This window comes from Oerskovia sp. Root918, from assembly GCF_001428945.1.
In the GTDB taxonomy this organism is placed as follows: Bacteria; Actinomycetota; Actinomycetes; order Actinomycetales; family Cellulomonadaceae; genus Oerskovia; species Oerskovia enterophila.
In genome coordinates, this window is record NZ_LMJG01000007.1 from 15,219 (window position 1) to 38,992 (window position 23,774).

The following is a 23,774-nucleotide window of genomic DNA, read 5'->3' on the forward strand; positions in this document are numbered from 1 at the left end:
CCTGGTGGGCCGGGCGGGGGCCGCGGCCCGGGGCCACCGGGCATCTCTGCCGTGTGGACCCGGACCCCGGCGTCGAGCGGGCTCGGCCGTCGTGCGAGGCGCCCTGCGACCTTCGTCGCGGAGCCGGCGGCTAGCGGCCGATCGTTCCGTCGGACGCGGCGACGGGCACGCGGGGCCTCGACATCGCGACGGCCGTCACGACCGCTCCGACCAGGGCGAGGGCTCCCGCCCCGACGAACGCCGCGGAGTACCCCTGGGTCAGGTCGACCCGTGAGGGGTCGGTACCGGAGACGACGTGGACGACGGCCGTGAGCGCCGCGAGCCCGAGGGCGGAACCGATCTGATAGCTCGTGCTCACGAGGCCCGACGCGACGCCCGTCTCGGCCGCGGGTGCGGCGTTGATGGCGGTGCCGAGCGAGGGGACGAACGCGAGGGACATGCCGAGCGCTGCCAGGAGCGACGCGGGCAGGACGTCGACCACGTAGCTGCCGTCAGGACGGACGAACGAGAGCCACACGAGTCCGGCCGCCAGCAGGAGGAGGCCCGTCACGACGAGCGACCGCGCGCCGAACCTCTGCTGGAGCCGCGGAGCCCAGGCCAGCATGACCAGCACGACGAGACCGGTCATCGGGAGGAGCGCAGCGCCCGCCGCGAAGGAGCTCGCACCGAGGACCTGCTGCAGGTAGAGGTTCAGGAAGAACCACATCGAGACCCACGCGGCCCCCAGCAGGAGCTGCGCCCCGTTCGCCGCGCCGAGCTGGGGAGCGCGGAGCAGCCCGAGGCGGAGCAGCGGGTTGCGGCTTCGTGCCTGGATGACGAAGAAGATGCCGAGCAGGCCGATGCCTCCGGCCAGCACGCCGAGGGTGGGTGCGGTGAGCCAGCCGACCTCCGGGGCGTTGACCACGGCGTAGACGACAGCAGCGAGCCCGGCCGTCACGGTGAGCGCCCCGGCGACGTCGATCGAGCCCGAGGGCTTCCGGGGGGTGCGCGGGAGCGTCGTCGCGGTGAACGCGAGCACGAGGACCGCGATCGGCACGGTCACGTAGAAGACCCAGGGCCAGCTCGCGTACTCGGTGAGGACCCCTCCGAGGAAGACCCCGGCGCTGCCTCCGACCGGAGCCGCTGCGCCGTAGACCGCGAAGGCCTTGGGGAGGTCACGGCTCCCGCCGAAGAGCATCATCAGCAGGGTCAGTGCGGCGGGCGCGATCATCGCGGAACCGGCGCCCTGGATCGCGCGGCCCGTGATCTCGAGCCCGATGCTGCTCGCGGCTCCCGCCAGGATCGATCCGACGATCAGCACGACCCAGCCCAGCGCGAAGATCTTCCGGGCACCGAACACGTCGGCGAGGCGGCCGCCCAGCAGGAGCAGGCCGCCGAACGCGACCACGTAGGCGTTGAACACCCACGACAAGGACTCCGGCGTGAACCCGAGATCTCTCTGGATGTCCGGCAGCGCGACGCCGATGATCGACGTGTCCATGATGACGACGAACTGCGCCGTGGCGATCAACGCCAGGCCGAGCCACCGCTTCGTCGGCGACAGGGGTGGATGGGTAGACATGAGCTCTCCTCCTGAGGAACGGCCGGCGGGCCCGGCGTCGCAGAACCTATACCCATAGGGGGTATGGGTGTCAAGGATGGGCGAACACGCTGATGAGCGGCTTCCGGCTCGACCTGGAACTACCCCATAGGGGTATCTGACCGTCCAGTCCTCGCTGATCGCTCGAGGCGCTTCCCTGTCGCGAGCCCCGGGGGAGGGTCGTGCTTGCGCTATACCCCCAAGGGGTATACATTCACGGTCCAGAGGTACCCGGTGGGGGTATCGATTCACGAGAGGGAGGCTCCGCGATGGCCACGAACGAGTACCAGGTGTCGGGCATGACGTGCGGCCACTGCGAGCTGTCGATCCGCGAGGAGGTCGGACAGGTCGCCGGGGTCGAGGACATCCAGGTGAGCGCGCAGACGGGTCGGCTCGTCGTGACGGGACCCCAGCCCGTCGACGACGCGCAGGTCCTGGCCGCGGTCGAGGAGGCCGGCTACTCGGCCGTGCGATCGGCATGAGGACCGGTGTGCGACTGACCCTCTACGGGCTCGGGCTCGTCGTGGCCTTCGGCAGCGCGTTCGGCGTCGCCGGCGCCGTCGTGCCGGAGAGTGCCGTGGCCGGCTGGAACGGGGGGACCGAGACGGGCGGGCACGGCGACGTCTCGCACCCGCAGGGCCCCTGACCCAAAGGGCCCGACCCATTCCCACCAGTCGAGAGAAGGAGCTGCACATGAGCACAACAGCGCCCGCGGGCGTGACCACAGGGGTCGAGCTGGAGATCGGTGGGATGACCTGCGCGTCCTGCGCGATGCGGATCGAGAAGAAGCTGAACACGCTCGACGGGGTGGTCGCGACCGTGAACTACGCGACCGAGAAGGCCAGGGTCACGGTCCCGGACGGGTACGACCCGGCGGTGCTGATCGCCGAGGTCGAGAAGACCGGGTACACCGCCGCCCTGCCCGCGCCCCGAGGCGGGCGCAAGGACGGAGGACCCGCAGGAGGAGGTGAGGAGGACGACCCCGAGCTGACCTCGCTGCGCCACCGTCTGATCGGAGCGGTCGTGCTGACCGTGCCGGTCATCGCGATGGCCATGGTCCCGGCCTGGCAGTTCACGTACTGGCAGTGGGCGTCGCTCGCGCTCGCCTCGCCCGTGATCGTGTGGGCGGCCTGGCCGTTCCACAAGGCGGCGTGGGTGAACCTCAAGCACGGCGCCGCGACGATGGACACCCTGATCTCGATGGGCACCTCCGCGGCGTTCCTGTGGTCGCTGTACGCGCTGTTCTTCGGCACCGCGGGCACCCCGGGCATGACGCACCCGTTCGAGCTCTCGCTGGCACCGTCCGACGGTGCGGCGAACATCTACCTCGAGGTGGGGGCCGGGGTCACGATGTTCATCCTCGCCGGCCGGTACTTCGAGAAGCGCTCCAAGAAGCAGGCCGGCGCGGCTCTGCGCGCACTGCTCGAGCTCGGCGCGAAGGAGGTCTCGGTCCTGCGCGGAGAGGTCGAGACCAAGATCCCCGTCGAGGACCTGCAGGTCGGCGACGAGTTCGTCGTCCGCCCGGGCGAGAAGATCGCCACGGACGGCGTCGTGGTGACCGGCACGTCCGCCGTGGACGAGTCCATGCTCACCGGGGAGTCGGTACCGGTCGAGGTCTCCGCGGGAGACACCGTCACCGGCGCCACGACGAACGCGGGCGGTCGGCTCGTGGTCCGTGCGACCCGGATCGGGTCGGACACGCAGCTCGCGCAGATGGCCCGGCTCGTCGAGGACGCCCAGACCGGCAAGGCCGAGGTGCAGCGTCTGGCCGACAGGATCTCCGGCGTGTTCGTCCCGGTCGTGATCGTGGTCGCGGCCCTCACGCTGGGGGGCTGGCTGGGCGCCGGGTTCCCCGTGACCGCGGCGTTCACCGCGGCGGTCGCGGTCCTCGTGATCGCGTGCCCCTGCGCCCTGGGGCTCGCCACACCGACCGCTCTCCTGGTCGGCACCGGCCGCGGCGCGCAGATGGGCATCCTCATCAAGGGCCCGGAGGTGCTCGAGTCCACCCGCACGATCGACACCGTCGTACTGGACAAGACGGGCACGGTCACGACCGGCAGGATGACGCTCGTCGACGTGCTCGTCGAGCCCGGGGTCGATCGTGCCGAGCTGCTCCGGCTCGCCGGCGCGCTCGAGGACGCGTCCGAGCACCCGATCGCTCAGGCGGTCGCCAAGGGCGCCACGCAGGAGGTCGGTGCCCTGCCGACACCCGAGGACTTCGCGAACGTCGAGGGCAAGGGCGTGCAGGGCGTCGTCGACGGCCATGCCGTCCTGGTGGGCCGCGAGTCGCTGCTCGCCGAGTGGTCGCAGGAGCTGAGCCACGGTCTGGCCGCCACCAAGGCCCGCGCCGAGGGCGAGGGCAAGACGGTCGTCGCGGTGGGGTGGGACGGTCGGGCGCGAGGCATCCTCGTCGTGGCCGACACGGTCCGGCCGACGAGCGCCGAGGCGATCGCGCAGCTCAAGGGCATCGGGCTGACCCCCGTGCTGCTCACCGGCGACAACGAGGCCGTCGCCCGGCGGATCGCCGCGGAGGTAGGTATCGACGAGGTCATCGCCGAGGTCCTCCCGAAGGACAAGGTCGACGTGGTGACCCGCCTCCAGCGCGAGGGGAAGACCGTCGCGATGATCGGTGACGGCGTCAACGACGCCCCCGCCCTCGCCCAGGCCGACCTCGGGCTCGCCATGGGCACGGGTGCCGACGTCGCGATCGAGGCGTCCGACATCACGCTCGTGCGCGGCGACCTGCGGAGCGCGGTCGACGCGATCCGCCTGTCCCGCAAGACGCTCGGGACGATCAAGACCAACCTCTTCTGGGCCTTCGCCTACAACGTCGCGGCCATCCCCGTCGCGGCGCTCGGCATGCTCAACCCCATGCTCGCAGGGGCGGCGATGGCGTTGTCGAGCGTCTTCGTCGTCGGCAACAGCCTGCGCCTGCGCGGGTTCCGGAGCGTCGCCAGACCGTGACGCCCCGACCCTCACACCCACTGGAACCACGAAGGGAATCACCCACGATGACGAACGAACCCCCGGCGCCCACGAGCTGTTGCAGCACCGGCACGGCCGACCCGGACGTGGCGGGCACAGGCTCCGAGACCGTTCCCGGAGCGGCGAGCGACGACATGACGACCTGCCCGGTCATGGTCGGGAGCGCGGTCAGCAAGAAGGCTGCCGAAGCGGCGGGCCTGTATCGCGACCACGAGGGCGAGCGGTACTACTTCTGCTGCGCCGGGTGCGGGCCTGCGTTCGACGCGGACCCCGCCCGGTACGCCGCGGGCGTGGCGTAGCGGCGGACGCACGAAGGGCCCGCCTCCTCAGGACGAGGAAGCGGGCCCTTCGCTCTGCCACCGCGGCCGGACGGGGCGCGACGAGCGCGCGGTGACGGCCTGGGGGAGCGGGTCGGTCAGGCGGTACGACCGTTGCGCCCGCGCACCGCGCCGTAGATGCCCAGCACGATGACCGAGCCGACGATCGCGAGCAGCCACGTCTGGATCGAGAAGAACTCCTCGAGGGGCGCCGAGAACAGGACGCTCCCGAGCCAGCCGCCGAGCAGCGCACCGACGATGCCGAGGAGGATCGTCATGAGGATCGACCCGGTCTGCTTGCCCGGGAGGATGGCGCGAGCGATGAGTCCGGCGAGCAGTCCCAGAACGATGAATGCGATGAAGCCCATGTCATTCTCCTTTTGTCCCGAATGTGCCTTATTGGCCGGTAAGCACCTACCTTGACAGCGTTCCGCGCGGCTCGCACGTCGAATGGCGCAGATCGTCGGACACGTCACGTTCCGGGTGATTCGGGTTGCGACGAGCAGTCGGCGGTGGCACCGCGCGTCCCCGTGCGCGCGGACTGCACACCGGTGGGCGACCCGTCGGGCGCGCGCCGCGCCCCGGTCGTACCGTGGGGGAATGACCGAGGACCGAGGGATCCGGCAGTACATCGGCGACCTGGTGGCGGAGGAGCGGCGCCTGCGCGACGAGCTCGCCGGTGGGGAGATCACCGCGTCGGAGGAGCACGTGCGGCTCCGCGCGATCGAGACCGAGCTCGACCAGTGCTGGGACCTGCTGAGACAGCGCGACGCCGCGAGGGAGTTCGGGAGTGACCCGGATGCCGCGTCGATCCGGGATGCCGGTACGGTGGAGCACTACCTGGACTGACGGCCGGACGCCTCGCGTGCGTGACGTCGTCGGGCAGACGCCCCCCGCTCGCGCGGGGGAACCCCGCGAGACCCCACCGAACGACACGACCAGTACGGAGCGAAGAGCATGAGCAGCCAGACGACGCAGCGCAACGAGGCCACCGAGCGAGCCGGGGCCGTCGCCCGCTTCCTCGTGGCGTTCATCCTGTTCGTGGGCGGGATGGTCGCCTTCGGGTGGGCCTTCACGGTCGAGTCGGGCCACGCCTGGATCTTCTCCGCGGGCCTCGCGCTGGTCACGCTCGGCTGCTTCATCCCGATGGCCGGCCGGGACCGCTGACGCCGGACGGCACGCACGACGAGGGGCCCAGCACCGCACGGTGCTGGGCCCCTCGTCCGTCCCGGCGGCTTCCGTCCGCCGCGCGGCCGGGGCCGCGGGCGGTGTCGCTGTGGGGCGGTGTCCATGTGAGGCGGTGCCGATCTCAGGCAGTGCCTACCTTCGTGGCCACGCTCTCCTCGGGCAGGCTCGAGCCCGCGAAGACCTCCCCGGGTGTTCCGAGCGTCAGCCGAGCTGGGCGCGCACCGCGTTCGTCGCCGAGACGAGGTTCTCGAGGGAGGCCACGGTCTCCTCGTAGCGACGCGTCTTCAGACCGCAGTCGGGGTTGACCCACACGAGGCGCGAGTCGATCGACTTCACCGCGAGCTCGAGGAGGTCGGTGACCTCCTCGGTCGAGGGGACGCGCGGCGAGTGGATGTCGTAGACACCCGGGCCGATCCCGCGGGCGTAGCCGGCCTCGGCCAGCTCGGGCACGATCTCCATGCGCGAGCGCGCGGCCTCGACCGACGTCACGTCGGCGTCGAGCCCGTCGATCGCCCCGATGACCTCGCCGAACTCCGAGTAGCACAGGTGCGTGTGGATCTGCGTCTCGGCCTCGACGCCCGCGGTCGCGAGGCGGAACGAGCTCACCGACCAGTCGAGGTACGCGGCCTGGTCGTCCTTGCGCAGCGGGAGGAGCTCGCGCAGCGCGGGCTCGTCGACCTGGATGATGCCGATGCCGGCCGCCTCGAGGTCCGCGATCTCGTCGCGCAGCGCCAGGCCCACCTGGTTGGCCGTGTCGCCGAGCGGCTGGTCGTCGCGCACGAACGACCACGCGAGGATCGTGACCGGACCGGTCAGCATGCCCTTGACCGGCTTCTCGGTGAGCGAGGCCGTGAACGTCGACCAGTCGACCGTGATGGGGGCGGGACGCGTGACGTCGCCCCACAGGATCGGCGGGCGCACGCAGCGCGAGCCGTAGGACTGGACCCAGCCGTTCGCGGTGACGGCGAACCCGTCGAGGTTCTCCGCGAAGTACTGGACCATGTCGTTGCGCTCGGGCTCGCCGTGCACCAGGACGTCCAGGCCGATCTGCTCCTGGAGCTCGACCACGCGGCGGATCTCGTCCTGCATCGCGGTCGTGTAGTCGACGTCGGACAGCTCGCCCTTGACGTTGAGCGCGCGCGCCCGGCGGATCTCCGGGGTCTGCGGGAACGACCCGATGGTCGTGGTCGGCAGCAGCGGGAGGTTCAGCTTGGCCTGCTGGGCAGCCGCGCGCTCGGCGTAGTCGCCGCGCGAGAAGTCGCCCTCGGTCAGGGCTGCGGCGCGCTCGCGCACCGCAGGCACGACGACGCCGCTCGCCACCGCGCGCGAGGCCACCGCGGCGCGGGACGCCTCGATCTGCTCGGCGACCGCGTCACGCCCCTCGGTCAGTGCCCGGGCGAGGATCGCGATCTCGCCGACCTTCTGGTCGGCGAACGCGAGCCAGTCACGCAGGCGCGGGTCGAGGGTCGTGCCGGCGGCTGCGCCCGGCTCGGCGAACGTCTCGTCCTCGACGTCGTGCGGGACGTGCAGCAGAGAGGTCGACGTACTGACCGCGACTGCGCCGAGGTCCGCTCCGGGCGGATACGTCTCGAGCAGGTCGAGCTTCGCAGCGAGGTCGGCGCGCCAGATGTTGTGCCCGTCGATCAGTCCCAGGACGAGAGTCTTCGTCTCGAGCCCCAGAGGCAGGCCGTCAGGAAGGTCTGCGGCGACGCCGTCGAGCGCGATCGCCTCGACGTCCGTCCCGGCCAGGACCGCGAGGAAGTCGAGGTAGCGGCCGTCGGGACCGGGCGAGGTCTCGAGCCGCCCGTAGGGAGCGGCGACGAGGATCGCGGGGCGCTCGGGACCGACCGCGAGCTCGGAAGCGAGCGTGCGGTACGCCGACTCGACCGCTTCGGAGAGCTCGGCGGCGTTCGCGGGGTCGGTGACGAGGATCGGCTCGTCGAGCTGCACCCACGGTGCACCGGCTGCGGCCAGGGCGCGCAGCAGCTCGACGTACACGGGCAGGATGTCCGCGAGGCGCGAGAGCGGGCTGAAGCCGGGCGCACTGTCGTCGGCGGCCTTGGACAGCGCGAGGAACGTGACGGGCCCGACGACGACGGGCCGGGTCACGACGCCCGCGTCCTTGGCCTCGACGAACTGGCGCACGATGCGGTCGTCCGCGAAGCGGAACGGCGTGGACTCGCTGATCTCGGGGACCAGGTAGTGGTAGTTCGTGTCGAACCACTTGGTCATCTCGAGCGGTGCGTCCTCGCCCGCGCCGCGCGCGACCGTGAAGTAGCCCGCGAGGTCCAGCGCGCCCTTCTCGTCGGTGAGCGACGCGAAGCGCGACGGGACCGCCCCGAGGAGAGCGACGACGTCGAGCACCTGGTCGTAGTAGGAGAACGAGCCGGGCACGGCGCCCGACGAGGCGTCGAGGCCCAGGTCGACGAGACGCTGGGCGGCCGCGACGCGCAGCGCCGAGGCCGTGGCCTCGAGCTCGTCGGCCGTGGTCCTGCCGGCCCAGAAGGACTCGACGGCCTTCTTGAGCTCGCGGCGCGGGCCGATGCGGGGGTAGCCGAGGACGGAACCGGAGGGGAACGTGGGTGCACTCATGGTGATTACCTCTGAACTGGTCAGACCGATGCGCTGCCCAGGGCAGGCTCGGAGGAGGGAAGGGGAGTGCCGGAGACCCACGGCCCGCTGGCCAGGTCGGGGGTGCGGGACGAGACGCCGCTGGCGTCCCCCGCTGCCCCACCGCCGAGGTCGACTCCCTCGAGCAGGTCTAGAGCGGCTTGGTGCTTGTTGAAGGTGTAGATGTGGAGGCCGGGCGCGCCGGCCGCGAGAACCTGGCGAGCGAGCTCGACCGAGTGCCGGATGCCCAGCGCGTGGCGCGCGGCCGGGTCCGGTTCCGCCTCGAGGGCCTCGACGACGCGACGCGGCGCGGGGACCCCCGTGAGCTCCTCGACGCGTGCGAGGCGGGCCGGGTCCGTCATGGGCAGGAGGCCCGCGAGGATCGGGATGGTCACGCCGGCGGCGCGCGCCTCGGCGACGAAGTCGATGTAGGACGACGCCTCGTAGAAGAGCTGCGTGATCGCGAAGTCCGCTCCGGCCTGCTGCTTCTGCCAGAGGCGGCGCACCTCCTGGGTGCGGCTCGTGCCCGCGGCGAGGTTGCCGTCGGGGAACGTCGCGACCGCGATGGTCAGGGGGCGGGCCGCGCCGCGCAGCGCGACGCTCGGGCTCGCGGCGCAGCGCGCTGCCTCGACCTCGCGCAGCAGGGCTACGAGCTCGGTGCTCGACCGCACGCCGTCCTCGGCGGGGCGCCAGTCGGGCTGGTCGCGCGGCGGGTCTCCGCGCAGGGCGAGGAAGCTGCGCACTCCCGCGTCGAGGAAGTCCGTGATGACGTCCTCGACGTCCTCGCGCGAGGCACCCACGCAGGTCAGGTGGGCGATCGGCAGCACGGGCGTGCCGTGCAGGAGCTGGCTGATGACGCGGCGCGAGGTCTCGCGGTCCGTGCCGGCCGCGCCGTAGGTGACCGACACGAAGTCGGGCGAGGTCGCGACGAGCCGGCGCGCGGTCTCCCAGAACTTGGGCGCGGCGTCGGGGCGGCGCGGGGGCATGAGCTCGAACGACACCGTGGGTCGCGGTGCCTCGTGCCCGAAGTGCCCCAGGTCGACGATGCTCATCGGGCGACCGCCGGGAGGGCGAGGGGCGCGCCGGCGGTGACCACGGTGGCCGTGCGCGGGGCGCGGTGGACGGTGCACAGGACCCCGCGGTGCGGGGTTGCGCGGAAAGATGCCTCGGTCATGAATCGCTCCATCGAACCTGGCTGTAGCACCCGTACCCGCGGGAGGCTTCCGTTGGGGGGTTGCTGCGGTGTCAACGAGCCAGGACTCTCGACCGCTCTGGATGGTGTTGACGATCGTAGGGGGAATCCATGATCTGAGCCAGTATCTGCTCGAAGAGTGAGACAGAAGGGTCTGGCGGTGCGGATTCGACCCGTTTCGCGGTTCTCGCGCACTCCCGCGCGGTGCTCCGTCGGTCCCGCGGGCGCTCTCCCAACGTACGCCCGTCGGTCGTCCCGGGGGAGGTCGGGGCGCCCGTCCGTGACGACTAGGCTCCGAGCGTGCCCCGCCGCCGCAGCCAGCAGACCGTCACGTTCGTGCTCGACGACTCTGCGGAGGGGAACGACCTCGACGCGCCGGGCGGGCCGGACCCGGCTGGAGGGCAGGGGGGACCGGCGCGCCGTGGGCGCTCCCCGCAGACCCGACGTCGGCGCGCGGGCCTCGTGCTCGGCGTCGCCGCGGTCGGGGTCGCGCTCGCCGTGGTGCTCGTGGACAGAGCGTCGACGCAGGACGACACGCACGAGGCGATCGAGCGGACCGACGGCGGCGTGCTCGACCTGAGCCACGCGCCACGCGACCTGTGGAGCGTCACGACCGACGGCGGGACGCCCTTCGTCGTCGACGACCTGCTGGTGGTGCCGGGCCGCTCCGGTCTCGCGGGGTTCGACGTCGGGACGGGCACCGAGAGCTGGCGGCTCGACGAGCTCGCGGGGCAGGACTGCAGCGCGAGCACGGAGTCCACGGCCGGCTCGACCGAATCCGCTGTCGGGGACGGGACGGCGAGGTTCGTCGTGTGCCTCGAGACCGCTGCCGACGAGGTGACCGCCCGGCTCGTGAGCCTCGACGGCTCGGTGGTGGCCGACGGCGTGCTCGACCTGGCGGCGGGGACCCCGACCGTCGGGGTCGGTGGCGTGTTGCTCCAGGCGAGCAGGGACGTGGCAGGGGCCGTGGTGCGCGCCACCGACGTGCGGACGGGCGAGGTCGCGTGGGAGCAGCGGCTGACCGTGCGGGAGTCCGGCCTGGAGTGGACGTGCGAGGGATCGGCGGGGGGCGTCCTGCGGACCGAGGTCCGGTCAGGGGTGGTCACGGTGTTCGGCTGCGGGGTCTGGTCGTTCCTGACCGCCGACGGCCTGGTCGTCGACGAGCCCCTGGCTCTGACGACGGTTGCCGCGCTGGGTGACGGGACGTTCCTCCGGTCGTCGGGTACCGCTGTGGCGGGCCCGGCCGACGCCCTGGCGGCAGACGGCATGGTGCGGTGGACGAGCGAGGGACTGCTGCTCGAGGGCGGCGCGCACCACGGGACGACCCAGGACCTGATCCTGCTGGACCAGGGCGACGCGTTGCTCGCGCTGCACCCCGGCGGCGCGACGGCCTGGACCGCACAGGTCGCGGCGCGGCAGGTTCTCGTCCGGACCGCGGACGTCGTGATCGTGCAGAGCATCGACCGGGAGACCGTCGCGCTCGACGCCGTGACGGGCGACGAGCGGTGGCGTCGCGTCGTCGGCCCGCTCTCGGACGCTCTCCCGCAGCGCGTCGGTGGCACCGGCGCTGACGGAGCCACGGCGATCCTGGTGGTGCCGTCCGCGTCGGGGGGATACACCGTGGTGGCGCTCGACCAAGCGACGGGCGATGTCCGGTGGACCCAGGAGCACGGCGGGGATCCTGAGGCGTTCCTGGCCGCGGACGGGCGGTTGCGGTTCGACCGGTCGGCGATCACCGGGCTGGGATGAGAGTGCCGGGCCGCCGGGCCCCGCGGTCGACCCGACGAGCTGCGCGACGCCGTCGTGCGGCGCCAGGACCCCCTGGCACCGCACGACGGTCGAGCTCCTCGGTCAGCTCCCCGAGATGACGAACTGCGAGCCGGGCTCCTTGTCGATGTCCCCCTCACCGGAGTTGGTGATGGTGACGCCCGACAGGATCGCGTTGCCGCGCGCCCCGCTCATCGCGAGGATCCCGGACCCGTTCTGCGACCCGTCGATGCGGACGTTCGAGATCCGGACGTCGGGCATGCTCCCGCCACCGTTCTTGAACTGGATCCCGTCGTAGGTCGAGTCGTAGACGTCGGTGTCGCGGATGATCACGCCCGTGATGTCGTGCGTCTGCGGGAACAGCGTGATCGCACCGAACTCCTGGTCCTCGTTCCAGAACGCCCCGCCCGTGCGGTAGAGCCCGTTGTTGGCGATGAGCGTCGTCCCGGAGAACGGCAGCGGGGAGTGGTCGGTCGCCAGCATGATGCCGGGGTAGTTCGCGGTGTCGGAGATCAGGTTGTTCTCGATCGAGTTGTCGTAGCCGCCGTAGATCGCGATGCCGTTGGCGCGCCACGGCAGCTGGACCGTGTTGTTGCGGAACGCGTTGCTGTGGGCGACGTCGACGGTGCGGTCCTTGACGTAGGGGTTGGCCCAGACGGCGAGCGCGTCGTCGCCCGTGGTGCGGAACGTCGAGTTGACGACGAGCGAGTTGCGCGTCCCGTTGCTGAAGTTGATGCCGTCCGCGTAGGTGTTGCGGATGCGCATGCCGGTGAGCTGCAGCCCGTCGGCCGGCCCCCACAGCTCGGGGATGTTGTCGTAGTCGCGACCGACCCACACTCCGACGTTCGCGTGCTCGATCCACACGTTGCTGATCTTCGTGTTCTTGCCGAACCGGCCGTTGAGGCCGACGCCACCCTCCTCCTGGGCGTTGTTGCCGCGGATCCGGCCGGACCCGAAGATCGCGATGTCGGAGATCTGGACGTTGTCGTCGATGTCGAACCCGAAGTTGCCCTCGTGCGGGTGGTTGATGACGCCCGGGGCGAGGTGCGGCTCGAGGAGCGTGTAGAGCTGCGAGTGCCACATGCCGGCACCGCGGATCGTCACGTCGCTGATACCCACCTGGTTGTGCATGCCGCGGTTCAGCGGGTCGTCGGTGAGGATCTTCTTCTCCTGGCGCCACTGCCCCGCCGGGATCCACACGCACTCGATCTCGCCGTTCTGGTTCGCGGTGACCGCGGCCTGGATGGCGGCCGTGTCCTCGAGCCCGTCGTTCGGCACGGCGCCGTACTCGGTGATCGACGTGCACTGTGCGGGCTTGGCGGTCGGGGGAGCGACCTGCTCGAGCTCGACGAGGTCGATGACGTAGAACGCCGCGTCGTCCCCGGCGTCGCGCTGGAGCGTGAACACCGTGCCCGCCGGGAAGGACCGGCCGAGCAGCGCGTGGGACTCGTCGAAGAGACGACGCGCGTCACCGCTGGGCGTGTTGCTCAGCGACTCGGGCCCGTCGGAGGTGCCGTAGAGCCAGGAGTGCTTCGAGGACAGGGTCAGCTTCTGCACGAACTGGCCGTCCGCGTAGAGGCTGATGGTCTTCTCCTGGCCCCCGCCGCCGGGGGCGTCGGGGATCGAGCTGCGCACGACGATCGAGTTCGTCGCGCTGGTCGAGGTGAGCTGGACGTACTGGCCGGTGCTGGTGAGGCGCACGGACTCACGGCCCGACGACTCCGAGGCGAAGTTCGTGTGCCCGAACGTGCGCAGCGCGTCGGCCTGGAGCAGCGTGCCGGTGTACTGACCCTTCTCGGCCTCGTACGTCGTGTACGGGACGGCCGCGCCGCGGCCCACGGTCACGGTGAGCGTGCCCGTGTTGTTGTTCTCGTTCGTCTCGGCGACGACGCCGGTCGCGTCGGCAGTGGCCGTCACGGTGGCCCCGCCGTTGGTCGCGGTCCACGAGCCGCTCGGGGAGACCGTGACGGTCGCGCCCGCGGCGATGGCCGGCGTCGTGCCGCTGAGCGTGGTCGAGCCGGCGACGACGCGCGTCACCGAACCGGCCGGGACGGGCTGGTCGCCGCGGTTGCGCACCTGCACCGAGAACGTCACGGCCGCACCGACGGCGGGGTTGGCCGGGGTGGACGAGACCGAGACGATCTCGAGGTCCGGCCCAGGCGCCTCGCCCACGACGAGCTTCGTCGGGGACGTGAAGGCGTTGTCGGTCTCGTCCTTCTCGACCACGGTGTTCGTCGGGTCCACGACCGCACCGATCGTGTACTGGCCCGCGGGACGGGCGCCGATCGCGACCGTGACCTGGGTCGACGCGCCGGGCTGGAGCGCACCGACCGCGGCCGAGCCGACCTTCTGGCCGTTGGCCGTGACGTCCAGCGTGGTCGCCGCCGATGCGCGGTCGCCCGTGTTCCTGACCGTCGCCGTGAGCGCGACGGGGGTCGTCGCGTCGGGCGCGGCCGGTGTCGCGCCGACCGCCGTGACGGTCAGGTTCGGGTTGGCGGCCGGGGTGCCGTAGACCTCGAGCTCGGCGACCTGGCCGTTGCCCGCGCCGGTGTTGGCCGTGAACTGGAGCCGCACGTCGGTGACGCTCCCTGCCACCGTGATGCTGCGGGTGTTCCCGGTCGAGGGCGCGAACGCGTAGGCCGCAGAGGCCTTGAGCTGCTGCCAGGCCCCGGTCCCGGACCGGCCCCACACCGAGAAGGTCTGCGTGCGCGGACCCCAGGCCGCGTCAGGGTTCAGCCTGACGGTCACGGTGCTGACCTCGGTCGGGGAGGCGAGCTGCACGTCGAGCGTCGACGGGTACTGCCCGCCCGCGCCCTCCCAGTAGGTGCTCGGCTGCCCGTCGACGGCGTTGCCCGCCGCGAACTGCCACTCGGTCGAGGAGGCGACGGCCGGCCGGCTCTTGGCATGGTTGGTCCCGGTCGGGTCCGTGGGGGTCTCCGTGGGCTCGGGCGTCGGCTCGCCCGACCCGTCGGACGTGCCCCAGACCTGGAGCTCGGCGACCTGCGCGTTCGCCGCCCCCGTGTTGCCCGTGAAGGCGAGGCGGACGTCCGCGACCTCGGCCGAGACCGGGATCGCGACGCTGTTGCCCGTCGCCGGGTCGAACGCGTAGGCCGCCGAGGCCTTGAGGGTCGTGAAGGTCGTCGCGCCCTCGGCGCGGCCGAGCAGCGAGAAGGTCTGGGTCCGTGAGGACCAGGCGGAAGGCGGCGGCAGCTTGACCACGACGCGGTCGAGGTCGGCGTCCTTGCCGAGGCTCACGGTCAGGTGCGAGGGGTACTGCCCGCCCGCGCCCTCCCAGTAGGTGCTGGTGCTGTCGTCGTTCGCGTTCGAGGCCGCATAGCTCTGCGTGACCGACGAGGCCGCGACGGGCTTGCCGACGGCCAGGTTGGTCGGTGCGGGGGGCGCGGCCTGTGCCACGGCCGCCGCGCCGAGCGGTACGACGAGCGCGATCGCGGTGCTCACCACGACCAGGTGCTTCAACGGTGTTCTCATGATCGTCCTTGATCTCCCGCCCAGGGCGGGTCGGTCTTCCGGGTGCGGGGTGGTCGGGGACGACCACCCCGGGGGCCCGACGACGGGCGGCCGGAGAGTGGCCGGCCGCCCGCCGTCGGGGATCGGCCGCTACGGGTTGCGGACGATCGTGAACGTCGACGTCGTGTTCTTGATGTCCTGGACGTTGTTGCTCATCTGCAGGTTGTTGAACGTGACCGAGCCGACCGCCGGACCCTGGCCGGCCTCGGCCGCCTCGTTGACCCAGATGCCGAAGCCGGACTTGGCGTCGAACTGGTCGCCGCTCTTGCGGGCACCGGTGATCGAGACGTTCGAGAGGACCGTGTCCTGGAACGGGTTCTGCGGGGTGGACCCCACGTAGTTCGTCTGGAACATGATCCCGGCGTAGGTCGGGTCGACGATGTCGAGGTCGTTGACCCGGATCGCGCTGAACTTCTTCGACGCCGAGAACAGCCAGACCGCCGGGAACGTCTGGGAGCCCCAGAAGTGCCCGCCCGACCGCACCACGGTGATGCCGTCGAACGTCGTCGGCAGGGGGCCGAACCCTTCCATCGGGTAGCCGAAGTCGAGCGAGCTGATCGTCACGCCCGAGTAGACGAGGGTGTCCGCGATGTAGAAGTTGCGGAACGTGTTGTCCTGCCCCCCGTAGACCGCGAGGCCGGCCGCACGCCAGGTGAGCGTCGACGTGAGGTTCTCGAACACGTTGCCCTGCTGTCCGCTGCCTCCCGAGTCGGTCGCCGCGAAGAGCGCGAACGAGTCGTCCCCGGTGCCTCGGGCCGAGCTGTTGTGCACGTGGTTGTTCGCGCTGCCGTTGGTCATGTTGAGCGCGTCCGCGAACGTGTTGCGGATGCGGGAGTTCTTGATCTCCGAGTCGTCCATGTTGGACGCCCAGAACATGCAGATCATGTGCTCGACCCAGATGTTGTCGATCGTCATGTCCTTGACGTTCGCGAAGTCGAAGACCTTGCCCGGCCCGTCGATGCGTGACGTGTAGTTCCCGAAGTAGGCGAAGTCGCGGAACGCCGAGCCGTTGGCCGTGCCCTCGGCCCGGAAGCCGATGTCGGTGTTCTCCTGGGACGCCGGGGCGAAGAAGCGCGTGAACCAGGGGCCCGCGCCCACGACGTCGACGGCCTTGCCGTAGACCTGGAACTTGCTCGCGGTCTGGTAGTCGCCGGCCGGGAGGTAGACGCCCTTGAGGGCGCCGGTCGTGTCCATGCGGACCTTGTCGAGGGCGTTCTGGACCGCCTGGTGCGTGAAGCCCGCGGGCTGGACGTACGCGACGGGGTTCGGGTTGGGCTGCGCCGTCGCGAGCTCGAGGTCGACGAAGTCGATCGCGTAGCGGGAGGTGTTGCTCGCGGACTTCTGGAGCCTGATCTTCGCGCCGGCCGGGACGGTGGTCCCGAGCAGGACGCTGGTCTCGTCGTAGATGTGACGGGGGCCGCCGGCCCCGGGCTGGTTGCCGGGGTTGGTCTCGTTGCCGTAGAGCCACGCGTACCGCGACGTGAGGTCGAGGGTCTTGAGGAGCTGCCCGTCGACGTAGACGTCGAGCGTCGCGTCGGTCCCGCCGCCGCCCGTCGAGTCGGGGATCGAGAACCGGGTCACGAGCGTGTTGGTCGGAGCCTTGGTGGTCCACTCGACGTAGGCGCCCGTGGTGTTCAGGGTGACCGCCCTGCGGCCCGACGCCTCGCCGGCGATGTCACCGACGGTCCGGTTGGGCCCGACGACCTGTGCGCCCCCGCCCACGACGCCGTCCTCCGCCTCGTAGGTGTCGTAGGGCATGTTCGCGCCACGCCCGACGAAGAGCGACCGCGTCGCGGTGTTGTTGGCCTGCTTGGCCGCGACCTCGTGGGCGTCCGCCGCGACGACCACGGTCGCGTCGTAGCTGCCGTCGCCCGCGACCCAGGTGCCCAGGTTCACGCCCGCGCTGGTCGCGCCGACCGCGACGGACCCGGAGACGCTCCCCGTGAGCGTCTTGACCGTGGCGCCCGTCGCCGTGTCCCTGAGCGTGACGGTCACGCCGTGGCTGCCGGCGGCCGAGGCGATGTTGCCCTGGTTGGCGAGGGTCGCCGTGAACGTGACGGTGCTGCCGGCCGCGGGGTTGCTGGGGTTCCAGGTCAGGGTGGGGATCAGGTCGGAGCTCGGCACGGCCGTGACGACCAGCCGGGTCGGGTGCGTGTAGGCGTTGTTGGACTCGTCCTGCTCGACCACGGTCTTCGCCGCGTCGACGGTGGCCCCGATCGCGTAGGAGCCCGCCGTCCGGCTGCCGACGCTCGCGGTGACGACGGACTGCGCGCCGGCGGCGAGCGCCCCGACGGGCTTGGTCGCCACGGTCTGCCCGTCGAGCGTGAAGGCCACGTCGGTCGCGGCCGACGCCGTGGTCCCGATGTTCTTGACTGTCGCCGTCAGGGTGATGGCGTCCGACTCGAGCGGGGACACCGGGGTCGCCGTGACCCCTGTGACGGTGAGGTCGGGGTTGGACGCCGGGGTGCCGTAGACCTGCAGCTCGGCGACCTGGCCGTTGCCCGAACCGGTGTTGCCCGTGAAGCGCAGCCGGACGTCGGCTGCGGTGCCGCTCACGGGGACGGACACCGAGTTGCCGGTCGAGGGATCGAACCGGTAGGCGGCCGAGGCCTTGAGCGTGGTCCACGCCCCGCCGGTCTGGGCCCGGCCCTGGATCTCGAAGGTCTGGGTGCGGGCCGACCAGGCGGCCGCCGGCGGCACCTTCACGACGACGTCGCTGAGTGCGACGTCGGACCCCAGCCCCACGGTGAGGGTGCTCGGGTACTGCCCGCCCGCCCCCTCCCAGTAGGTCGCCGGGTTCCCGTCGGTGGCGTTCGACGCCACGAAGGTCCACTCGGTCGAGGAGCCCTCGACGGGCTTGCCCTGGGCGAGGTCGGTGCCGGTCGGCGGGGTGCCCGGGCCGCCGGGGCCGGTGCCCCCGCCGGTCCCGGCCGTCCCGCGGACCTCGAGCTCCGAGAGCTGCCCGGCCGGCCAGCCGGTGTTGGCCGAGACGCTCGCACGGACGTACCGCGCGGACGTGTCGGGCACGTCGACCGTCACGGTGTTCCCCGAGGCGGGGTCGAACGTGTACGCGGCGCTCGCCTTGAGGGTGCTGTACGACGAGCCGTCGGTGCTGGACTGGAGCGTGATGGTCTGGGTCCGTGCTCCCCAGCCGGCTGGGAGCTTGAGCACCAGGTCCTCGACGGTGGCCGCCGACCCGAGGTCGACCTGCGCCCACTGGGGGAACGCGCCGTTCGCGGACTCCCAGTAGGTGCCCTGGTTGCCGTCGGTGAGGTTGCCCGCCAGGTAGGGCGAGCTGTTGCTGCTCGCCGCGGCGGGCTTGCCCGCCGAGAGGACGACGGGAGCCGCGGCGGCCGACGTCGCCAGGGCGAGCGGTAGGAGCAGGGTGGCGCTGGTGGCTGCTGCGAGCAGCCGGAGTGACGTGCGTGGACTTCTCATCGGTAGGTCCTCGATCTCCCGTCAACGGTGACGGTGGTAGGGCGAGCCCCGTGCCAGACCGGCCTCGCTCCATCGCTGAGGCCCTGAAGGCGCAGGCGTGGCCCGGGGATCCCGGGCTGCTCGACTGGCTGATCCTTCGAGAGTTGCAGTTATCTGCTCCACTTCGAGCAGACAACTGTTCAGTTCTTGCATCAACTCAGCAAGAACGCTACTGAGGGGTGGGTGAAACGTCAACAAGTGTCGGAAAACTGGCGCAGAGGGGGTTCGTGTCCCAACATGTCCCCGCGCGCCAGGGCGGGCGGCCGCGCGGCCGCGCCCGCACTGGCCGAGAAGGGGGGAAGTCGGTGCGCTCAGGCGAGGGGGGCGAGGGCCTCGCGGACCGCGGCCTCGGCGTGCAGGCGCGTGGTCGGGAAGGTCGGGAGCGCGCTGTCCGCGGGCCCGACGAGCAGCTCGATCTCGGTGCACCCGAGGATCACACCCTCGGCCCCGCGCGAGGCGAGCTCGTCGATGATGCGACGGAAGGCGTCGCGCGACGCGTCGCGCACCTCGCCGAGCACGAGCTCCTCGTAGATCACGCGGTCGACCGTCGACCGGTCGTCGGCGCCGGGGACCAGGACCTGGAGGCCGTGGCCCGCGAGCCGGTCGCGGTAGAAGGCCTCCTCCATGGTGAAGCGCGTCCCGAGGAGGGCGACCGTCCTGAGCCCCGCAGCGAGCACGGCCTGAGCCGTCACGTCGGCGAGGTGGAGCAGCGGGATGCCGACCGCGCGCTCGATCGCGTCGGCGACCTTGTGCATGGTGTTGGTGCACAGGACGAGGAGCTCGGCACCTGCGCGCTCCAGCGCCACGGCCTCGGTGGCGAGCAGCGTGCCCGCGGCCTCCCAGTCGCCCGTCGACTGCATCTTCTCGACCTCGGCGAAGTCGACCGACCCCAGCACGCAGCGCGCCGAGTGCAGCCCGCCGAGGCGATCCTTCACGCCCTCGTTGATGACGGCGTAGTAGAGGGCAGAGCTCTCCCAGCTCATGCCACCCAGCAGCCCGATCTTGCGCACCGACCGATGCTAGCGCGGCGCTCGCGGCCGGACGAGGCCCCGCGCTCCGCCACCCGGCCGCCCCGGCGGATGGGCGTTCGCCCCGCCCGGGCCATACCCTGGCGGACATGGACACCGAAGAACGTCTGGCCGTCTTCCTCGACTACGACAACCTCGCGCTGGGTGCGCGCGACCATCTGGGCGGGATGACCTTCGACTTCAAGCCGATCGCCGACGCGCTCGCCGCGCGCGGTCGGGTCGTGGTCCGCCGCGCCTATGCCGACTGGTCCTACTTCGACGAGGACCGACGCTCCCTGACCCGCCACCAGGTCGAGCTCATCGAGATGCCCCAGCGCATGGGGGCCTCGCGCAAGAACGCCGCCGACATCAAGATGGTCGTCGACGCGATCGAGATGGCGTTCGAGCGCGAGTACATCTCGACGTTCGTCATGTGCACAGGGGACAGCGACTTCTCGCCCCTCGTGCACAAGCTGCGCGAGCTCAACAAGCGCGTGATCGGGATCGGCGTCGAGAACTCGACGTCCAAGCTGCTGCCGCCCGCGTGCGACGAGTTCCTCTTCTACGACCGCCTCGAGGGGGTCGAGATCCCCGACGAGCCCGTCGAGCGCAAGCGGTCCTCGAACAGCTCGAACCGCAGCACGGCGCGCAAGTCCTCGGGAAGGTCGTCGGGTTCGTCGAGCTCCTCGAGCAAGGCCTCGGCCGCTCCCTCGGGCGGGTCCGCGACGCCGCCCGCATCGGCCACGGAGACGGCCACCGAGCCTGTACCTTCGCTGCCCGAGCCCACGCCCGTCCCGCTGGACGTCGAGGCCGAGCTCGAGTCCGCCGTCGGGCACGGCGCGTCGTCCGCGTCCGAGGACGAGGACCTCGCGGTCCTCGTCGCGCAGACCCTCGCGGACCTGTCGAGCTCGTCGAGCGGGGCCGTCGTGGCCTCGACGCTCAAGCGCACCCTGCTGCGCAAGGACCCCACGTTCAGCGAGGCCGACTACGGCTTCCGCAACTTCGGGGAGTTCCTGCGCTACCTCGAGGAGCGCGGAGTGGTGCAGCTCAGCGCGGGCCCCGCGACGGGAGACCCCGAGGTCTCGCTGCCCGAGCGCGGGCACGCGGGCGACGACTTCGCGCTGCTGCGCACGGTCGTGGGGGAGCAGGGCGACTCGGCGCCGCTGTCGGGCCTCAAGAACCAGCTCCGCAAGAAGCGGCCGGACTTCAGCGAGAAGGCGCTCGGCTACCGCAGCTTCCTCCAGTTCTGCAAGGCCGCGCAGACCGCGGGCGCGATCGAGCTGCGCTGGGACGACGACGCCGACGACTACCTGGTCACCGTCGCGTCGCGCTGAGCGGACCCGTCACGAGGGCACGCCCGGGAGCTAGGCTCCGGGCGTGCCCTTTCGACGCCGAGAGCAACCTCGCCCGATCACCTTCGAGGTGGTCGACGACCTGGACGACGGTGACGACCTCTTCGTGCCGCTGCCCGGGGGCTGGGACGCGCCCGGTGGCGTGCCAGGAGTCCACGGCACGCCCCTGCCCGACGGCGCCGCGCGCCCGGGCGCGGACGTCGCCGCGGGTTCGCCGGGCGAGGAAGGTGAGGCCGGTGCCGTGCCGGGCGCGTCGGGGTCCGACGGGGCCGCCCATGAGGACGGGCCGACCGACCTGAAGGCCCGGAAGCGCCGACGCGTGCTCCTCGGCGGGGTCGCGGCCGCGCTCGTCCTGGTGCTCGGCGGCCTGACCCTCGTGGACGTGGTGCGTGCCCGGCAGGCCGAGGCGCTGCTGCGGGCGGTGCCCGGTGGCGTCGTCGGGCTCGAGCGACCACCGCGCGAGCTGTGGACCGTCGACGTCGGTGAGGCCTGGCCGCTCGCGGCGGGCGAGCTCTTCGTCGTCGCCGCCGAGGGCGCGCTCGTCGCGTACGACCGCACGACGGGCGCAGAGGCGTGGCGGCGCGACGGCCTGGGGTCCGTGCAGTGCGGCGCCTCTGGTGGTCCGTCGGCCGACGCCCTCGACGCGCGGTCGGTCACGTGCCTGGGCTGGGCCGAGGCAGAGGAGGCCGCCCCGGCCTTCACGCTCCCCCCGAGCACGGTCACGGTCCTCGGGCTGGACGGGAGGACCATGGCCGAGCGTGCTCTGGACCCCGCCCGAGGAAACGCCGCGGTGCTCTCGACCGGTGACCTGGCGCGGGTGGTACGGGACGGACGTGACGTCGTCGTGCTCGTCGAGGACGCCCGCACGGGCGAGGTGCGCTGGACGCAGACCGTGCCCACGCGCACGTCCGACGAGGGCGACAGCTCGTGCATGGCCTACCAGGAGGGCAGCCCGTCGGCCGACGGCTGGGACGTGGTGCAGCTCTACGAGACGGGCGGAGTCCTCATGCTCCTCGGGTGCGACGTGAACGCCAGCCTGTCGACCGACGGGACGGTCCTCTCCACGGAGCTGACCCGCGTGCAGCAGATCCGTGACGGTCGACTCGTCCGGGCCGGGATGACCGACTCCGAGCTCCTGGACACCGACGGGACGGCGCTCTGGAGCGTCGAGGGCGAGCTCATGGAGTCCCTCGCGACGGACGGTACGGGACCGCCCTTGCTGTTCTCGAGGAGAGGACCCGGGTTCGTGGCGCTCGACGAGGCGGGTGACGAGCTGTGGACCTTCTCGGGCTACGCCACCCAGGTTCTCCTCGTCACTCGCGATCTGACCGTCATCTCGTCCTACCCGGGCGCGGTGGCCGTGGACACGGCCACGGGCGAGGAGGTGTGGGTGTGGAAGGACTCCGCGGTCGGAACGGCGAGCGGCCAGGTCACGGCGGCCTTCGCGAGCCGCGGCGGGCTGACGATCGCCTACAGCTCGGACAACGGCGCGCAGTCCCGCTGGGTGTCGATCGACGTGGTCGACGGGAGCACACGGTGGGAGGAGCAGGTGCCCGTCGACGCGTGGAGCCTCTTCGCGGTCGGTGGCGGCGTGTTCGGCACGAGGAACGGGACGGTCGTCGCGTTCGGTTGACGAGACCCTGAGCCGTCGCGAGGTGCGCGCCGAACCAGGCGCCGTGAACATCTGTGCATTCCGGGACGTTCTCCCCGGTGGTCCGCCGCGCGACCACCGCGCACCACGCCCGGGCGGGCGGTCGTCGTCGGGCACCCCTGCACGTCGGTGCACAATGTACGGATGACTTACCGGGTGCTGAAGCTGATCCTGTCGCTCCTGGCCTACGCGTTCCTGAGGCCACGCGTGACCGGTCTGAACAACATCCCCCGGCGCGGGCCCGTGATCCTCGCGAGCAACCACCTCTCGTTCGTGGACTCGCTGCTCATCCCGATCGTCGCTCCCCGGCACGTCACGTTCCTCGCCAAGGCCGAGTACTTCACGGGCACCGGGCTCAAGGGGCGCGTCTCGCGCTGGTTCTTCACGACCCTCGGCCACATCCCCGTGCAGCGCGACGACCCGCGTGCCGGGCAGCGCTCGCTCGAGGACGCGCTCGAGGTGCTCAACAACGGCGGGGCCTTCGGGATCTACCCCGAGGGCACGCGCTCGCGCGACGGCAAGCTCCACAAGGGGCACACCGGTGTCGCCTGGCTCGCGCTCGCGGGCCACGCGCCGATCGTCCCCGTCGCGATCAAGGGCACCGACAAGGTCCAGCCCGTCGGCGCGCGCCTCCCGCGCATCCACCGCGTGACGGTCGAGTTCGGCAAGCCCATCGAGCCCGCGCGCCAGATCACCTCGGGCAAGCCCGCGCAGGCGCGGCGCGAGCTCACCGACCAGGTCATGGAGTCGATCCACGCGATGAGCGGCCAGCAGCGCGCGAGCTGAGTCTCGCCACCTGTCTCGCCACCTGACGTACCGCGGTCTGCCACCGGGACACGCCCGTTCCTGAGAAGGACGTGCAGGTCGCGCCCGGTCATGATGTGCTCGGGGCAGGGCCACGTGCCCCAGGGATCGTGCCGAGCGGGTCCATCCGCCGCGGCCGCGACCCGGGGCGTCCGACTTGACCTCAACCCAGGTTGAGGTCCTAGCGTGGCCGACACCGAACGAGAGGACTCACCATGGCTGTCTACACCCTTCCCGAGCTGTCGTACGACTACGGCGCACTCGAGCCCCACATCTCCGGCCGCATCATGGAGCTGCACCACTCCAAGCACCACCAA

Annotated in this window: 18 protein-coding genes, 1 pseudogene and 1 riboswitch; of the genes and pseudogenes, 11 read left to right on the forward strand and 8 right to left on the reverse strand. The window is 71.6% G+C overall.

All coding sequences use genetic code 11. The features are described 5' to 3' along the window. Nucleotides 1-130 precede the first annotated feature (130 nt). Nucleotides 131-1,561, reverse strand: a complete 1,431-nt coding sequence (locus tag ASE27_RS07480) for an MFS transporter (protein WP_056648316.1) — start codon at nucleotides 1,559-1,561, stop codon at nucleotides 131-133. A 287-nt stretch (nucleotides 1,562-1,848) separates the two neighbouring features. Here ASE27_RS07480 and ASE27_RS07485 point away from each other — a divergent pair, with 287 nt between their 5' ends. From ASE27_RS07485 to ASE27_RS07495, 4 genes are read left to right on the forward strand one after another with little or no spacing between them, the layout of a single operon-like run. Further along, nucleotides 1,849-2,061 carry a heavy-metal-associated domain-containing protein gene (locus tag ASE27_RS07485; protein WP_056648319.1) on the forward strand — a complete coding sequence of 71 codons (213 nt, stop codon included), beginning with the start codon at nucleotides 1,849-1,851 and terminating at the stop codon, nucleotides 2,059-2,061. A gap of 8 nt (nucleotides 2,062-2,069) precedes the next feature. Next, entirely contained in the window at nucleotides 2,070-2,225 is a 156-nt protein-coding gene (locus tag ASE27_RS20205) for a hypothetical protein (protein WP_157257447.1), read from the forward strand. 47 nt (nucleotides 2,226-2,272) lie between these two features. Beyond that, nucleotides 2,273-4,543, forward strand: a complete 2,271-nt coding sequence (locus tag ASE27_RS07490) for a cation-translocating P-type ATPase (protein ID WP_056648323.1) — start codon at nucleotides 2,273-2,275, stop codon at nucleotides 4,541-4,543. Between the two features lie 47 nt (nucleotides 4,544-4,590). Beyond that, nucleotides 4,591-4,863, forward strand: a complete 273-nt coding sequence (locus ASE27_RS07495) for a YHS domain-containing protein (protein WP_056648326.1) — start codon at nucleotides 4,591-4,593, stop codon at nucleotides 4,861-4,863. A 116-nt stretch (nucleotides 4,864-4,979) separates the two neighbouring features. On the opposite strand, the gene ASE27_RS07500 is transcribed toward ASE27_RS07495, so the two are convergent. After that, a complete protein-coding gene (locus tag ASE27_RS07500) occupies nucleotides 4,980-5,249 on the reverse strand; it encodes a GlsB/YeaQ/YmgE family stress response membrane protein (RefSeq protein ID WP_056648328.1) in 270 nt (89 codons plus the stop codon). A gap of 232 nt (nucleotides 5,250-5,481) precedes the next feature. On the opposite strand from ASE27_RS07500, the gene ASE27_RS07505 reads away from it, so the two are divergent. Then, nucleotides 5,482-5,730, forward strand: a complete 249-nt coding sequence (locus ASE27_RS07505; protein ID WP_056648330.1) for a DUF2630 family protein — start codon at nucleotides 5,482-5,484, stop codon at nucleotides 5,728-5,730. A 108-nt stretch (nucleotides 5,731-5,838) separates the two neighbouring features. Continuing rightward, nucleotides 5,839-6,048, forward strand: a complete 210-nt coding sequence (locus ASE27_RS07510; RefSeq protein WP_056648334.1) for a hypothetical protein — start codon at nucleotides 5,839-5,841, stop codon at nucleotides 6,046-6,048. A 222-nt stretch (nucleotides 6,049-6,270) separates the two neighbouring features. Here the strand turns inward: ASE27_RS07510 and metE are convergent, their stop codons facing one another. Genes metE through ASE27_RS21070 form a run of 3 tightly spaced genes read right to left on the reverse strand, consistent with a single transcriptional unit; the run spans nucleotide 6,271 to nucleotide 9,853 of the window. Beyond that, nucleotides 6,271-8,661 carry a 5-methyltetrahydropteroyltriglutamate--homocysteine S-methyltransferase gene (gene metE, locus ASE27_RS07515; protein ID WP_056648338.1) on the reverse strand — a complete coding sequence of 797 codons (2,391 nt, stop codon included), beginning with the start codon at nucleotides 8,659-8,661 and terminating at the stop codon, nucleotides 6,271-6,273. Nucleotides 8,662-8,681: 20 nt separating this feature from the next. Beyond that, nucleotides 8,682-9,731 carry a methylenetetrahydrofolate reductase gene (locus tag ASE27_RS07520; protein WP_056648341.1) on the reverse strand — a complete coding sequence of 350 codons (1,050 nt, stop codon included), beginning with the start codon at nucleotides 9,729-9,731 and terminating at the stop codon, nucleotides 8,682-8,684. Then, entirely contained in the window at nucleotides 9,728-9,853 is a 126-nt protein-coding gene (locus ASE27_RS21070; RefSeq protein ID WP_255354355.1) for a hypothetical protein, read from the reverse strand. Before ASE27_RS21070 ends, ASE27_RS07520 begins: the two co-directional genes overlap by 4 nt. Nucleotides 9,854-9,858: 5 nt before the next feature. After that, nucleotides 9,859-9,961, reverse strand: a riboswitch (SAM riboswitch). A 210-nt stretch (nucleotides 9,962-10,171) separates the two neighbouring features. Between ASE27_RS21070 and ASE27_RS07525 the strand changes: the two genes are divergently transcribed. Beyond that, nucleotides 10,172-11,620 carry a PQQ-binding-like beta-propeller repeat protein gene (locus ASE27_RS07525; RefSeq protein WP_056648344.1) on the forward strand — a complete coding sequence of 483 codons (1,449 nt, stop codon included), beginning with the start codon at nucleotides 10,172-10,174 and terminating at the stop codon, nucleotides 11,618-11,620. 102 nt (nucleotides 11,621-11,722) lie between these two features. On the opposite strand, the gene ASE27_RS07530 is transcribed toward ASE27_RS07525, so the two are convergent. From ASE27_RS07530 to ASE27_RS07540, 3 genes are all read right to left on the reverse strand, one after another. Beyond that, nucleotides 11,723-15,127, reverse strand: a complete 3,405-nt coding sequence (locus ASE27_RS07530; protein ID WP_056648347.1) for a CARDB domain-containing protein — start codon at nucleotides 15,125-15,127, stop codon at nucleotides 11,723-11,725. 129 nt (nucleotides 15,128-15,256) lie between these two features. Further along, complete coding sequence (locus tag ASE27_RS07535; RefSeq protein WP_056648350.1) at nucleotides 15,257-18,604, reverse strand: discoidin domain-containing protein; 3,348 nt, start codon at nucleotides 18,602-18,604, stop codon at nucleotides 15,257-15,259. 350 nt (nucleotides 18,605-18,954) lie between these two features. Beyond that, on the reverse strand, nucleotides 18,955-19,653 hold the full coding sequence (locus tag ASE27_RS07540; protein WP_056648354.1) for an aspartate/glutamate racemase family protein: 699 nt from the start codon (nucleotides 19,651-19,653) through the stop codon (nucleotides 18,955-18,957). A 107-nt stretch (nucleotides 19,654-19,760) separates the two neighbouring features. On the opposite strand from ASE27_RS07540, the gene ASE27_RS07545 reads away from it, so the two are divergent. The 4 genes and pseudogenes from ASE27_RS07545 to ASE27_RS19735 all read left to right on the forward strand — a co-directional run. Beyond that, the gene (locus ASE27_RS07545; RefSeq protein WP_056648357.1) at nucleotides 19,761-20,984 is read left to right on the forward strand and encodes an NYN domain-containing protein; all 1,224 of its coding nucleotides are present in this window, start codon (nucleotides 19,761-19,763) and stop codon (nucleotides 20,982-20,984) included. A gap of 43 nt (nucleotides 20,985-21,027) precedes the next feature. Further along, a complete protein-coding gene (locus ASE27_RS07550; protein WP_082608673.1) occupies nucleotides 21,028-22,635 on the forward strand; it encodes a PQQ-binding-like beta-propeller repeat protein in 1,608 nt (535 codons plus the stop codon). A 162-nt stretch (nucleotides 22,636-22,797) separates the two neighbouring features. Beyond that, a complete protein-coding gene (locus tag ASE27_RS07555) occupies nucleotides 22,798-23,439 on the forward strand; it encodes a 1-acyl-sn-glycerol-3-phosphate acyltransferase (RefSeq protein WP_056648365.1) in 642 nt (213 codons plus the stop codon). A gap of 233 nt (nucleotides 23,440-23,672) precedes the next feature. Continuing rightward, nucleotides 23,673-23,774, forward strand: a pseudogene (locus tag ASE27_RS19735) (superoxide dismutase); the annotation flags it as partial.

Excerpts from the sequence above, each read along its gene's own strand:
- ASE27_RS07510 (WP_056648334.1), top strand. The coding sequence starts at position 5,839 with ATGAGCAGCCAGACGACGCAGCGCAACGAGGCCACCGAGCGAGCCGGG.
- ASE27_RS07490 (WP_056648323.1), top strand. The coding sequence starts at position 2,273 with ATGAGCACAACAGCGCCCGCGGGCGTGACCACAGGGGTCGAGCTGGAG.
- ASE27_RS07535 (WP_056648350.1), bottom strand. The coding sequence starts at position 18,604 with ATGAGAAGTCCACGCACGTCACTCCGGCTGCTCGCAGCAGCCACCAGC.
- metE (WP_056648338.1), bottom strand. The coding sequence starts at position 8,661 with ATGAGTGCACCCACGTTCCCCTCCGGTTCCGTCCTCGGCTACCCCCGC.
- ASE27_RS07485 (WP_056648319.1), top strand. The coding sequence starts at position 1,849 with ATGGCCACGAACGAGTACCAGGTGTCGGGCATGACGTGCGGCCACTGC.
- ASE27_RS07530 (WP_056648347.1), bottom strand. The coding sequence starts at position 15,127 with ATGAGAACACCGTTGAAGCACCTGGTCGTGGTGAGCACCGCGATCGCG.
- ASE27_RS07500 (WP_056648328.1), bottom strand. The coding sequence starts at position 5,249 with ATGGGCTTCATCGCATTCATCGTTCTGGGACTGCTCGCCGGACTCATC.
- ASE27_RS07520 (WP_056648341.1), bottom strand. The coding sequence starts at position 9,731 with ATGAGCATCGTCGACCTGGGGCACTTCGGGCACGAGGCACCGCGACCC.
- ASE27_RS07545 (WP_056648357.1), top strand. The coding sequence starts at position 19,761 with ATGGACACCGAAGAACGTCTGGCCGTCTTCCTCGACTACGACAACCTC.
- ASE27_RS07505 (WP_056648330.1), top strand. The coding sequence starts at position 5,482 with ATGACCGAGGACCGAGGGATCCGGCAGTACATCGGCGACCTGGTGGCG.
- ASE27_RS21070 (WP_255354355.1), bottom strand. The coding sequence starts at position 9,853 with ATGACCGAGGCATCTTTCCGCGCAACCCCGCACCGCGGGGTCCTGTGC.
- ASE27_RS07555 (WP_056648365.1), top strand. The coding sequence starts at position 22,798 with ATGACTTACCGGGTGCTGAAGCTGATCCTGTCGCTCCTGGCCTACGCG.
- ASE27_RS07495 (WP_056648326.1), top strand. The coding sequence starts at position 4,591 with ATGACGAACGAACCCCCGGCGCCCACGAGCTGTTGCAGCACCGGCACG.
- ASE27_RS07480 (WP_056648316.1), bottom strand. The coding sequence starts at position 1,561 with ATGTCTACCCATCCACCCCTGTCGCCGACGAAGCGGTGGCTCGGCCTG.